The 12798-nt window shown below is 57.9% G+C and carries 12 protein-coding genes and 1 tRNA gene; 7 read left to right on the top strand and 6 right to left on the bottom strand.

What is annotated here, in order from left to right; all coding sequences use genetic code 11:
* Positions 1-21: 21 nt before the first annotated feature.
* Together OXR61_RS18075 and OXR61_RS18070 are read right to left on the bottom strand one after the other, a co-directional pair.
* Positions 22-555 carry a hypothetical protein gene (locus OXR61_RS18075; protein WP_267412496.1) on the bottom strand — a complete coding sequence of 178 codons (534 nt, stop codon included), beginning with the start codon at positions 553-555 and terminating at the stop codon, positions 22-24.
* Between the two features lie 487 nt (positions 556-1042).
* A tRNA-Leu gene (locus tag OXR61_RS18070) sits at positions 1043-1127 on the bottom strand.
* A gap of 249 nt (positions 1128-1376) precedes the next feature.
* Between OXR61_RS18070 and OXR61_RS18065 the strand changes: the two genes are divergently transcribed.
* Complete coding sequence (locus OXR61_RS18065) at positions 1377-1892, top strand: DUF2501 domain-containing protein (protein ID WP_021506733.1); 516 nt, start codon at positions 1377-1379, stop codon at positions 1890-1892.
* Positions 1893-2001: 109 nt separating this feature from the next.
* On the opposite strand, the gene OXR61_RS18060 is transcribed toward OXR61_RS18065, so the two are convergent.
* Positions 2002-3381, bottom strand: a complete 1380-nt coding sequence (locus tag OXR61_RS18060) for a PLP-dependent aminotransferase family protein (protein ID WP_021506732.1) — start codon at positions 3379-3381, stop codon at positions 2002-2004.
* A gap of 120 nt (positions 3382-3501) precedes the next feature.
* Between OXR61_RS18060 and OXR61_RS18055 the strand changes: the two genes are divergently transcribed.
* From OXR61_RS18055 to OXR61_RS18035, 5 genes are all read left to right on the top strand, one after another.
* Complete coding sequence (locus OXR61_RS18055) at positions 3502-3927, top strand: GNAT family N-acetyltransferase (RefSeq protein WP_021314487.1); 426 nt, start codon at positions 3502-3504, stop codon at positions 3925-3927.
* Between the two features lie 11 nt (positions 3928-3938).
* Positions 3939-4544 (top strand): NAD(P)H-dependent oxidoreductase, encoded by a 606-nt coding sequence (locus OXR61_RS18050; RefSeq protein ID WP_021506731.1) that lies wholly within the window; start codon positions 3939-3941, stop codon positions 4542-4544.
* Positions 4545-4556: 12 nt separating this feature from the next.
* Positions 4557-5036, top strand: coding sequence for a carboxymuconolactone decarboxylase family protein (locus tag OXR61_RS18045; RefSeq protein ID WP_021506730.1), 480 nt, complete (start codon positions 4557-4559; stop codon positions 5034-5036).
* Between the two features lie 95 nt (positions 5037-5131).
* Entirely contained in the window at positions 5132-5767 is a 636-nt protein-coding gene (locus OXR61_RS18040) for a hypothetical protein (RefSeq protein ID WP_021506729.1), read from the top strand.
* A gap of 299 nt (positions 5768-6066) precedes the next feature.
* On the top strand, positions 6067-6744 hold the full coding sequence (locus OXR61_RS18035; protein WP_021506728.1) for a MarC family NAAT transporter: 678 nt from the start codon (positions 6067-6069) through the stop codon (positions 6742-6744).
* A gap of 112 nt (positions 6745-6856) precedes the next feature.
* Here OXR61_RS18035 and OXR61_RS18030 read toward each other — a convergent pair whose 3' ends face one another.
* From OXR61_RS18030 to OXR61_RS18020, 3 genes are read right to left on the bottom strand one after another with little or no spacing between them, the layout of a single operon-like run.
* Positions 6857-8107, bottom strand: a complete 1251-nt coding sequence (locus OXR61_RS18030; RefSeq protein ID WP_021506727.1) for a cytochrome c — start codon at positions 8105-8107, stop codon at positions 6857-6859.
* A 4-nt stretch (positions 8108-8111) separates the two neighbouring features.
* Entirely contained in the window at positions 8112-9881 is a 1770-nt protein-coding gene (locus OXR61_RS18025) for a GMC family oxidoreductase (protein WP_021506726.1), read from the bottom strand.
* A 32-nt stretch (positions 9882-9913) separates the two neighbouring features.
* Positions 9914-10645 (bottom strand): gluconate 2-dehydrogenase subunit 3 family protein, encoded by a 732-nt coding sequence (locus OXR61_RS18020; protein WP_031279537.1) that lies wholly within the window; start codon positions 10643-10645, stop codon positions 9914-9916.
* A gap of 528 nt (positions 10646-11173) precedes the next feature.
* On the opposite strand from OXR61_RS18020, the gene OXR61_RS18015 reads away from it, so the two are divergent.
* A complete protein-coding gene (locus OXR61_RS18015; RefSeq protein ID WP_031279536.1) occupies positions 11174-12745 on the top strand; it encodes an ABC transporter substrate-binding protein in 1572 nt (523 codons plus the stop codon).
* Positions 12746-12798 lie beyond the last annotated feature (53 nt).

Genomic DNA, 12798 nt, shown 5'->3' with positions numbered 1-12798 from the left:
TAATGCTATCCACTCGCCTAATCATACTAACAGCCTGCTCATAGCAGCCTTGGCAGTATCGGCCCCATACTTTGTCAAGTCTGATGGGCCTACATAGTTAACATATGAAGGTAAACTTTCTCTGAAATATTTATGGGCTATAGAAGCAGATGCAATAGCAGTGTCAAATTCAGGGGTATATCCATTAGCAAAATGTTCTGAGTTGAAATGAGCAATAACATTGCTCCTGAATTTAAGCATCTCTTTCCAATATAAATTGAATTCCTTCGCAGTAATACCTAGTTCTGAAAACAATACTTCCCGCAAATGAGCGTGATCCTCAACAATATTTTTCCAGTGAGTACCCTCAGCATCAGAGCCAAAAACCTTACACCAATTTATACAGGCATCACCGAGCAAAGCATTACAGATAGTTCTGTACGGATGGAGATCACCAGTGTAGGAATCTAAGTCATCTAGATGTTTATATATGGCAAAAAAGACGTGGATTGACCGGGAAAATATTGCTAGACACATCATACTGTTTTCTAAGGCTTTAACTTTAACTTCGTCCATATTATGAGACCAATTACATATCCATTGATTGAATTTTAGGCATAGTACAACAAAAGCCCCGTTGGTGGTAATAGCAACAAGCGGAGCGAAGCGACTTCATCAATTGTCCAGAATGATCACACCTTATCAGGATAACCGTGTACCGTTAGGAGCGTGGCTGAGACGCTGGCAGAGCCGGATCTGTAGCTACCGGGGCATATACCACCATAGACCTGTTTACGCAGCCATAAGGCCGCACATCGGGCTTAAATGCGTGTGATCAATCGTGTCTTGGTATAAGGTTTAGAGATGCTGGCACATCTTCCGGCTTCAAAGGAAACAGCAGTACAAGGTTGAGCCTGGAAACTACTTGCCACAGCGTGATAACATACCAAAGCCATTAACAAACGCAGTGGCTTTTATACGGGAAAGAGTTTAGACAATTTCTAGGAGCAAGAAAGATAGAGTAAACATCCTATCTGCTTGATTTTCCTAAGAAAAGTGTAAATGGTGCCGAAGGCCGGACTCGAACCGGCACGTATTTCTACGGTTGATTTTGAATCAACTGCGTCTACCGATTTCGCCACTTCGGCACTGAAGAGGATGCGGAAAACGTGGGCGATTATACCGTTACGCGCTTGCGGCGCAACCGGAATCGATGGGGATGTGCGCTAAGCGTCGAAAAAAGCAGCGCTGCCAAAAACGGTGCGCAAAACCCCGGCAATCGCCTCCGGAACACTCCCAAACTCGCGCGCGGCGGCCACTTCTCCGGAACTTTCTGCCGCCACATGCCTCTTAACCACAACTGACGCAGTCAGACGTGTAAGCACAACGAGGTTGAGATGAAAAAAGCAACACAACGGTTAGTTTGGGGATGGGGTATCGCGGCGGCACTGGTTGCCGGTAGCGCATCGGCGGCGAGCTGGCAGGATCAGCTGAGCAGCGCCGCATCGCAGCTGTCGCAGCAGAACAGCGGCAACACCGCCACCAGCAACACGCAGAACGGCGGACTGTCGCTCTCTTCGCTCAGCGGCCTGCTGAACGGCGGCGATAAAGCGGTGAGCGCCAACAGCATGACCAACGCCGCCGGCGTGATGGAATATTGCGTGCAGCACAACGTGGTGGATAACAACGTGAAGTCAGTGAAGGATCAGGTGCTGAGTAAGCTGGGCCTGAGCAGCACCACCGCGCAGCAGCAGAAAACCGATTACCAGCAGGGGCTGCAGGGCCTGCTGAACACCGGCAACGGCCAGCAGCTGAATCTGCAGAGCCTGAGCAACTCGCCGATGGGTGAGAAGCTGAAAACCAAAGCCTGCGATGTAGTGCTGAAGCAGGGCAAAAAATACATCGGCATGTGATCCCTTCGCGCGGGTTCAGAGGCCGCCTTCCTGCCGTCTGAATCGCCACTCACCTTATGCCAGACGGCGCGGGCTGTCCCCCGCGCCCTCTTCTCTCGCCACGTAGCCGCTAAGCGCTCAATAACGTCCGTGTCGCATCTGCCACGCGCGCCAGCAGCGCCCTCGCCTGTTCAAACGACTGAATATTGGTGTAGCCAATCACCAGGCCATAGCGCTTTTGCGTCTGCGCGTACCAGCCCGACAGCGGCCGCACGTATAGCGCCTGCTGCGCCCACAGCGTCGCCAGCGCCACGTCCTGCGTGCCGCGCCGCAGAAAGGCCACGATGTGCATGCCGCCGTCGGTCAGCTCAAAGGTAAACAGCCCCGGAAAGCAGGCTTCGATGGCCTCCAGCATCATGCGGCGGCGCTGCTGATACAGGATGCGCATCTTTTTGATGTGGCGATAAAAATGCCCTTCGCTGAGGAACTGCGCGAGGATTTTCTGCGGCAGCAGCGGCAGGCCGGTTTCCAGAATCTCGCCCAGCTCGCCGAACTGCGCCAGCGTGTGCTGCGGCATCACCAGATAGCCGATGCGCATCGCCGGCATCATGGTTTTGCTGAAGGTGCCGGTGTAGATCACCCGGTCGTGCACATCCAGGCTTTTCAGCGCCGGAATCACCTTACGCGTGTAGTGAAATTCGCCGTCGTAATCATCCTCAATAATCCAGCTGTCATGCTGCTGCGCCCACGCCAGCAGTTGATGCTTGCGCGGCAGCGACAGGCTGACCGCCAGCGGGCTCTGGTGCGTTGGCGTCACCACCGCAAAGCGCGCGTCGGCGTGATAGCGCAGCAGATAATCCACGTCGACGCCCTGCCCATCCACCGGCACATAGTGCAGGTTGGGCGCGATGCGCTTCAGCAGCTGTTGGCCAAAGAAGTAGCCGGGATCTTCGAACAGCACTTTGTCGTCCGGCTGCGCCAGCACCGCCAGAATCAGCCGCAGGTTGGCGCGGTAGCCGCTGGTGATGAAGATCTGCTCCGGCTGGCAGTTGAGGCCGCGCGAAATGTTCAGGTAGCTGGCGATGGCCGCCCGCAGCGGCGCATACCCCATCACCGGCGGTATCATCATCTCGTTCGGCCGCAGGCTGCGCGCCGCTTTCGCCGACATCAGCCGCCACTTCTTGTGCGGAAACTCGTCCAGCGCCGGGATGCCGAGCCGCAGCTCGCCTTTGCCCTCGGTCACCGGCAGCAGCGCGGGCGTCGTCGCCGGTGCGCGCGGTGGCGTGGCTGCGCTCGCCAGCTTCAGCTGCGGATTAACGCGCGTGCCCTTCGCGCCCTGGCTGACAAAATAGCCTTCGCCGATGAGGATTTCATAGGCGGCCTCCACCGTTTTACGCGCCACCTGCAGCTCGCCCGCCAGCATGCGGATCGCCGGTACGCGGTCGCCCGGCCGGAGCTGTCCGGCAAGGATCTGCTGCCGGAAGCGCTGGTAAATCTCTTTGTAACCCACGCGTCACTCCTTTCTCAGCCACGGCGCTATGTCCTACCTGTTTTCACGCGTAATGGCCCTGTTCGCTCAGACATAGCAGTTTAAGATGCAGGCATTCCCCCCGCAATACGGATGACAGCCATGAAGATTGTGCATTACGCCACCGCAGAACAACTCGCGCGCTGCTACCCGCTGATGCGTGCGCTGCGCGGGCGGCTGGCGGATGAGGCGCAGTTTATCGCCCAGGCGCAGCGTCAGCAGGCGCAGGGTTATCGCCTCGCCGGTATCGAACATCAGGGACAGCCAGCGGTGCTGGCCGGTTATCGCCTGCTGGAGAATTTTATCCACGGCAGCTTCTGCTACGTCGATGACCTGGTGAGCGATCCCGCGCTGCGCGGTCAGGGCTTCGGCGCCGCGCTGCTCGACGGCTTAGCGGTGCTGGCGCGTGAGTACGGCTGCAGCCGCATGGTGCTGGATACCGCAATCAGTAACACCCGGGCGCAGGCGTTTTATCAGCGCTGCGGCTATCAGGCGCTCGGCCTGCATTTTTATCGCTCTATCGTATGAGGAACCACTGCATGAATGTGCTGCACATTAAAGTCAGCCCGGATCTGGCGGGATCGGCGTCGCGCATCGTCTCGGCGCGTCTGATCGAAAAGCTGCGCAGTCGCCATCACGATCTGCACGAGACGGTGCTGGATCTGGCGCAACAGCCGCTGCCGCATCTCGATGCCTTCACCATCAGGGCTTTTTTTACCCCACCGGAGGCGCGTGATGAAGCGCAGTGTAACGCCATTCGCACCTCGGAACGGCTGGTGGATCAGCTGTTTGCCTGCGACACCCTGGTTATCTCATCGCCGATGTGGAACCTCGGGCTGCCGTCGGTGCTGAAAGCCTGGTTCGATCATATTACCCGCGCCGGCCGCACCTTCGCCTTTACCCCCGAAGGCACCAAAGTCGGGCTGGTGAGCGGCAAAAAAGTTTACTGCGTGATGGCCAGCGGCAGCGTGTTTGCCCACGGGCCCTTTATGCAGGATGACCAGTTCACGCCGTACGTGCGCGCGGCGCTGGCGTACATCGGCATCAGCGATGTGCAGTTTATCCGCGTCGACGGCACGCACGACCCGCTCAGCCGTGCCCGCGCGTTACCCGAAGCACTCGAAACCATTGAACGTCTGTTCTGACGGAGGAAAATCATGACTCAACGCGTTAACCATTTCAAAACCACCCCGGCGCTGGCCAAAGCGATGTCGGATTTGTCGAATAGCGTCGCCAGCGCGTCGCTGGAGAAGTCGCTCAGGCATCTGGTGGATATCCGCGCCTCGCAGCTCAACCACTGCGCGTTCTGCCTTGACATGCACATCAAGCAGGCGGCGATTGACGGCGAGCATGAGCTGCGGCTGCACCATGTGGCGATCTGGCGCGAATCGCCGCTGTTCAGCGCGCGCGAGAAAACCGCCTTTGCCCTGACCGAAGCGCTGACGCGCATTGGCGAGCACGGCGTTGACGAGGCGCTGTACGGTGAGCTGCGCGCGCACTTCTCCGAGGTGGAGATCAGCGAGCTGACCTTTAAGATCGCGGTGATCAATACCTGGAACCGGCTGATGATCCTGTCGCAGATGGCACCCGGCGCGCTCGACAGCGCTTACGGGCTGGATCGTGCTGATTTGCGGTAATTTTTATCGCCAGTGGCTGCGGCTGCTGGCGATAGCATGTTTTTCTGCGCGCCCTGACGCTATAGTGAGGTTTTGCACCACACAGGACACCGCGCATGAAAGGCATCAACATTGCGATTTACTTCGATCCCGACCTGATTCGCATCTGCGTTCACCAGCCGGATGACAGCTACCTCAGCCAGACGTTTCATTACGCCGACAGCGTGATTGAGGAGATTTATCAGTGGCTGGAGCAGTTCACGCCGGGTCGCACCCACATTTGCCTGATTGAGCACGACACCGCCGATATCCTCGCCGATGAGCTGGTGGACAACGGTTATCACGTACATCAGGTGAGCCAGCATGCGCTGCTTAGCTGGTTCGCCAGTGAACCGCCCGCCACGCCGGACGGCTCGCCGGTGCGCGCGCTGCTGCGCTATCTGGAGAATGAGAAGCCGGCAGAGTATCAGTCACGCACGCCGCAGATTGAAGCGCTGATGGAGTTGCTGGATGAGCTGGACGATCTGGAAGGCGTAGAGAGCGAGGAAGATGAGGATAACCTGCCGGATAACGTGCTGCGCCTGATGAAGCAGAAGAAAATCAGCGCCAGCGACGCCGCCCAGCGCCTGTTGCCAGACGTGAATGAACGCATTCGCGAGCATTTGATTCATTACCCCGAGCTGATGACGCCGGATCTGCTGGAAGATTTTTTCCCCGAGCTGCTGGAAGCGATGGAAACGCCGAAGCATTGATGCTGTCCAGGTGCGCATAAATGCGCACCCTACGAAAAAAATCGGTGCACAGGATACTGTAGGGTCGCCATTCATGGCGACCGTTGTGCTGGCAGCTGCGCGCATAAATGCGCACCCTACGAAAAAATCGGTGCACAGGATACTGTAGGGTCGCCATTCATGGCGACCGTTGCGCTGGCAGCTGCGCGCATAAATGCGCACCCTACGAAAAAAACGGTGCACAGGATACTGTAGGGTCGCCATTCATGGCGACCGTTGCGCTGGCAGCTGCGCGCCTGATATTAACCAGGGAATAAATCATGCTGGAACTGTTCAAAGCCATTGGGCTCGGCCTGGTGGTGATTTTGCCGCTTGCTAACCCGTTAACCACCGTGGCGCTGTTTCTCGGCCTCGCGGGTGACATGAACTTTCAGGAACGCAATCGCCAGGCGCTGCAGGCGTCGATCTACGTGTTCCTGATTATGATGGTCGCCTGGTACGCCGGTAACGCGGTGCTGCACACCTTTGGCATCTCGATTCCCGGCCTGCGCATGGCCGGCGGGCTGATTGTCGCCTTTATCGGCTTTCGCATGCTGTTTCCCGCCAAACCGGTCGGGCATTCGGTGGAGGCCAAACACAAGCTGGATGAACTCGACGCCAGCGACGATCCGCGCGAAACGGTGAATATCGCCTTTGTGCCGCTGGCAATGCCGAGCACCGCCGGACCGGGCACCATAGCGATGATCATCAGTTCAGCCTCGACGGTGAAAGCCGGCGTCGATTTCCCCGCGTGGGTGGTGGCCATCGCGCCGGTGCTGACGTTCCTGGCGGTGGCAGTGATTTTATGGATTTCGCTGCGCAGCTCCGGCGCCATCATGAAGCTGGTCGGCAAAGGCGGCATCGAAGCGATTTCGCGCCTGATGGGGTTTTTACTGGTGTGTATGGGCGTGCAGTTTGTCATCAACGGCGTGCTGGAAGTGGCGCACACCTTTCATTAAACAATAAAAAATCGCACCGTACGCTAGCGGTGCGATTCATCGCGCAATGCCCGCCATCTCGCGACGCCGGGCATTGCCATCAGGACAGCGCGCCAGTTCGCGCCGCTACGTTTTAGTGCAGCGTTTTCCGCACATCCGCCACCTGTTCTTTCGTCACTGCCGGCGCGTGGTTGCTCCAGCCCTGACGAATAAAGGTGGCCAGCTGCGCCACTTCATCATCGGTCAGACGATACGCAAACGGCGGCATCGCCAGCGTCGACGGTGCTTTCTCCGTTGAGGGCTGCTGCGCACCGGCCAGAATGGTGTGAATCAACCCGCTGGGGTCCTGCGCATTAACGATAGTGGCCTGATCCAGCTCCGGGAAGATCCCCGGCGCGCCTTTGCCGGTGACAAAGTGACAGGCACCGCAGTTGTCGAGATACAGACGCTCGCCTTCGGACAGATTCTTCGCCGCTGTCAGCTTCGCTTCGGTCTTCTGCTGCGCCTGCACGTCGTACGCCTGCAGCGGTGGATTGCCGCCGAGGAACTTGAGGTAAGCGGCAATCGCTTGCAGATCGGCATCCGTCATGTGCGAGCTGGAGTGCTCCACCACCGACGTCATCTCGCCGCCCACCGCGGCTTTATCGTTACGTCCGGTTTGCAGATAATCGACAATCTCCTGCTCGCTCCAGCGTGGCACACCGCGCAGCGACGGCACCTCCCAGTTATTCAGGCTGCCGCCGGCGAGGAAGCGATCGTCGCTGCTGTCCAGCGCCTTCTCGTTCATGCCGATGCCGCGCGGCGTGTGGCAGCTGCCGCAGTGGCCGAGGCTTTCCACGATGTAAGCACCGCGATTAACCTCCGCTGACGCGCCGCCAATCGGCTGGAACGGTTTGTCCGAAGTAAACGCCCAGTTCCAGAAACGCATGCCCCAGCGCTGGCTGAACGGGAAGCTCAGCTTTGTTTCCGGCGGCTGTTCGCTGTCCGGCTTCACGCCCTGCATGAAATAGACGTACAGCGCGTGCAGGTCTTCATCGCTGATTTTGGCGTAATCCGGGTACGGCATCGCCGGGTAGAGGCGCGATCCGTCCGGCAGCACGCCTTTGCGCACCGCATCCGAGAACTGCTGCTCGCTGTAGTTGCCGATGCCGTGCTGTTTATCCGGCGTGATGTTGGTGGAGTAAATGGTGCCGAGGTTCGACTCAATCGCCAGTCCGCCGGCGTAATCCGCTTTGCCCGCCACGGTATGGCACGCCATACAGTCGCCGAGGCGCGCCAGATACTCGCCCTTTTTAATCAGTGATGCGTCATCTGCTGCCTGCGCCTGCACCGCACAGCTGCCCAGCAGCACCGCGTGAGCGATTAACAATGATTTTAATTTCATGTGCTTATGCCTGTACCAGTGGGCCGGGATTCTGCAAATAGTGCTCTTTGATAGCCTGCGCCGCCATCAGGGTAATCGCGCCGATGGTGTCGGTCGGGTTCGCCTGGAAGTTCTGCGGGAAGGCGTTACCGCCCGGCACAAACACGTTGTGCACATCCCAGCTTTGCAGGTACTTGTTCAGCGCCGAGGTTTTCGGGTTGTCGCCCATCACCGCGCCGCCCACGTTGTGGGTAGAGACGTATTTGGTCAGGTCAAAGTCAGCGCCCATCGGCAGGAAACTCATGCTCATGCTGTCCGGATTCAGCTCTTTGGCGATGTCGCCAACGATGCCTTTCAGGTGCTGCTGCAGCTTGAGCTCGTTCTGTTTCCAGTTAAAGGTCATGCGCAGCAGCGGCTGACCGCGATGGTCGGTGTAGTGCGGATCCAGATCCAGATAGATATCGCGGTACGACTGGCAGGTGGTGGTAATACTGATCTTCATCGAATGGTTGTACCACTGCTCCAGCCCCTCTTTGTACCCCATGCCCCAGCTCGGTGTGCCTTTCGGCAGCGCAGTGCCAATCGGCGTACCGGTCGCCTGCGAACTGTGGATTTTGGCGCCGCCGAGGAAGCCGAGTCCCGGACCGTCGAAGTTGCCAGGCGAGATGTCGTTAAACATCTGACCGGTCGCGCCAGCGGTGGCGAAGGCGTTGAAGTTCTTGTCTTTGAAGAACAGCGTGGCGCCGCCGTTGGAGAGAAACGCATAGTTACGCCCGACGACACCCTCTTCGGTGATCGGGTTGTAGGGCTTACCGATGCCGGACAGCAGCATCAGGCGCACGTTGTACAGCTGGAAGCTGGAGAGCACCACAATCTTCGCCGGCTGGAACACTTCGTTGCCATCAGCGTCGAAATAGAGCACGCCTTTCGCGGTTTTGCCGTCGTCGTGCAGTACCACTTTGTACACTTCCGCATGCACTTCATAGGAGAAGTTCGGCATGCGCTTCAGCGCGTCCATCACCGCCGTCTGCGGCGAGGCTTTTGAGTAGTTCAGGCAAGGATATTTCGAGCAGTAGCCACAGTAGTTGCAGGGAGCGATTTGGTTGCCGTACGGGTTTTTCCACGCGCGCGAGACGCAGGCTGACGGGTTCGGGAACGGATGATAGCCCAGCTTCTTTGCTGCCTCTTTGAACATCACGTTATTCAGCGTATCGTCCAGCGCCGGTAGCGGATACGGCTCAGAACGCGGGCCTTCAAACGGATCGCCACCTTCCAGAATTTGCCCGCGCAGATTGCCAGTGGTGCCAGACTGGCCGCAAATCAGCTCAAATTTGTAGAAATACGGCTCGATCTCATCCCAGGTGAACGGGAAGTCCATCACGCGCATGTCATCCTGCAGGATGCCGGGCTTATAGGCCTGATCGACGTAGGTTTTCAGTTTGATATCGGTGGGCGTGGGGCGAATCAGTACCGCCGTCCAGTGCATGCCCGCGCCGCCGACGCCGGTACCCGGAGCAAATGCGCCCCATTTGCGGGTTGGCAGCGCCGTCTGGTCCATGTTGTAACGCACGGTGACCGCCACTTCTTTTGGCGTGGCGAACACTTTGTTGCGCACGTTATAGGCGTACTCATCGGCCGGTTTCGGGTAAGCGAAATCCGGGTAGTCGCGCTCGCCACCGCGCTCAAGGGCGCGCACGTCCAGTCCGGCCATTGCCAGTTCAATACTCATCAGCGAGCCGGCCCAGCCGAGGCCGCACACCACGACGTCGACTTCTTTCTTTGTAATCTGTGCCATGTTTTTCTGTCTCACATACCAAATACGGGGATTCAGGCGCGTTCGCCCATCAGGCTGACCGGTCCGAGCGGATACGGCACGTTATGCTGCTTCACCCACTCGGTGAAGCTGGCGCGTGCCCCCGGGAAGCCGATGGCGATCCAGGCTTTCATGCCTTTGTTGCCGCCGTACATCGGGTCAGCGAGGTAGCCGTGTTTGGTATCGGAAAGCAGCTGGCTGAAGAACTGCGAGGCTTTCAGGTTCGGTTCGCCCAGCGCGGCGAAGTCGATACCGTCGTTTTTATTCACTTTGGTCAGCACCGCGTCTTTCTCAGCCAGCGTCAGCTGCGAGAACGCTTTGTGGTAGGTGCTTTGCGTCCACTGCTCCACCAGTTTGATGCCGGTGCGATACATCTGCTGCGGCGTGAACGGGATCTGATAGCCCATGGTGGCGGGCGCGTGCACGTCAAACGGCCCCTGCAGGTAGATCTCTGCGCCGAACTCCGGGCTGTGCAACTGCTGGTCAATGAAGATTGGCACATTGGTTTCCAGCGCACCCGGCGCTTTGCCGTTGCCACCGGCGGGGATCAGGCGATCGGTCGCGGCCAGAATAAATTGCCACTCCTCAGCGCTAAAAAAGATCGGTTTATAGTCGGCAAGGTCCGGTGCTGCCATTTCCGCAGCCTGGGCTGCAGTCAGTCCTTTTAAAACCAGGTCGCTTAATGGCAAAGCCAGCAACGACCCAAGTAAAAACTTACGTCTGGTGGTCGGTTTTTCTAAAAGCATGGCGCGACGACTCTCACTTGCTAAGAAAGGGAATTATTTTTGTTAATAGATTTATAAATCGGCAAACAAGCTGGCAATCTTATGGATACAGATATTTCAGGATGTAAGCATTAAATTAGAAATGTGTTTTGATGAGAAACCATCAACCTGACGAAAAGTTGCCAGGCGCTGTGGACGCGCTTTCGCAGCGGGAATTGCGCTTTTAACCGTACAAATGCCAGGAGATTAGCGCCAGAGACTGGGCAAATGACTGAAACAAATCGGCGTGAGAAATAGTCGCTCAGCTTAATTAATCAGAAAAAATCATACTTCCATACCAGAGCTTATGCTTATCAATAACCGCTTATTGGCTGAATGCGCAACGTCTGAGCGGTTTATTTCCTGAATATGACAGCGCGCACACAAAATAATCGATTAGTTAATTGCCGGTATTAATTGTTATTTCCGGCACAGCTCAGAACAAACCGGCATTTAGCCAGCAGCGCGACAGCGATAAAGTCGTCGCATCAATTACTCAGGATAATCATGATGCGAGCACTCTTATTGTTCTTCACCTTATTCAGCAGCGCCTTTGCCCTGCAGGCCGCCACGCCAAAAGACACGCTGGTGGTGGCCGTGCCGCTCGACGGCATTATCAGCTTCGACCCGGCAGAAAGTTTTGAGACCGTCAGTAACAGCGTGCAGCGCAACATTTATCAGACGCTGGTAGAGGCCGATCGCGATGCGCCTCAAAAACTCGCGCCGCTGCTCGCCACCTCATGGCAGCCCGGCAGCACGCCGCACAGCCTGGTGTTCAATCTGAAACCGGATGCGCATTTCGTCAGCGGTAACCCGGTGACCGCGCAGGACGTGGTGTTTTCGCTGACGCGCGCGGTACAGCTCAATAAAGCCCCGTCGTTTATTCTCGCTGAGTTTGGCTGGAAGGCGGACAACATCGCCAGCCAGCTGCGGGTTGTGAACGATCATCAGCTGGAGATTCAGTGGCCAGCGCAGATTGGTCAGGATCTGGCGCTGCGCCTGTTAACCGCGCCGGTGGCCTCGGTGGTGGACAGCAAAACCGTGCAGCAGCACATCACCGCCAACGACAGCGGCAACGGCTGGCTGCACACTCACTCCGCGGGCAGCGGCGCATTCAGCATCCAGCAATATGTGCCGCAGCAGGCTCTGGTGCTGAGCGCAAATCCGCACGCCAGCCCGCAGCCGCAGCTGAAACGCATCCTGCTAAAAGGCGTGGCCGATGCCGGTGCACGCCGCCTGCTGATTCAGCAGGGCGATGTCGATGTGGCATACCAGTTGGGCCCGGACCAGATCGATGCGCTGAAAAACGACCAGCAGTTGCGCATTGAGGCCTTCCCGTCGAGCCTGGTCTATTACCTGGCATTTAATACGCAAAACAAAGCGCAGCCGGCGCTGGGTAACCCGGCGCTGTGGCAGGCGGCGCGCTGGCTGGTGGATTACAACGCCATTTCACGCGATCTGCTGAAAGGCCAGTACCGTATTCACCAGAGCTTCCTGCCGCAGGGCTTTGATGGCGCGCTGGAGAATCAGCCGTTCCATTACGATGTGGCCAAAGCCAAAGCGATCCTCGCGCAGGGCGGTATCAGGCCCGGCAGCAAATTCTCGCTGACGGTGATCAACCAGCCGCCGTACATCGACGTGGCGCAGGCGCTGCAGGCCAGCTTTGCCAAAGCCGACGTGCAGATTGAGCTGCAGCCAGTGGCGGAATCGGAACTGTGGGGCAAAATGCGCGGACGTGATTTCCAGTCGATCTTTATTTACTGGGGTGCCGACTATGTGGATCCGAATACCAACGCCAGCGCCTTTGCCTATAACGTGCCGGGCGGCTCTAAAACGCTGGCGTGGCGCGTCGGCTGGGAGATTCCTGAGCTGAGTGCGCAGACGCGCACCGCAGCCGGTGAGAGCGACGCCAGCCAGCGCCGCGCGCTGTATACCGCGCTGCAACAGCGCGTACAGCAGGATTCGCCGTTCGTGGTGATGCTGCAGGGCGCGCAGCAGGTGGCGGTGCGCAATAACGTCAGCCACGTGCAGCAGGGCATCGGCGTGAGCCTGCTGTTTTTCGATGCGGTAGAGAAGAGGTAGGTAGCTGCGCGCTGCCCCTCATTCCAGCCTTCTCCCGCCTGCGGGAGAAGGGC

Source organism: Pantoea sp. GM_Pan_4 (genome assembly GCF_026541005.1).
Taxonomy (GTDB): domain Bacteria; phylum Pseudomonadota; class Gammaproteobacteria; order Enterobacterales; family Enterobacteriaceae; genus Pantoea; species Pantoea dispersa.
This window is presented reverse-complemented; position numbering and strand designations above follow the sequence as displayed.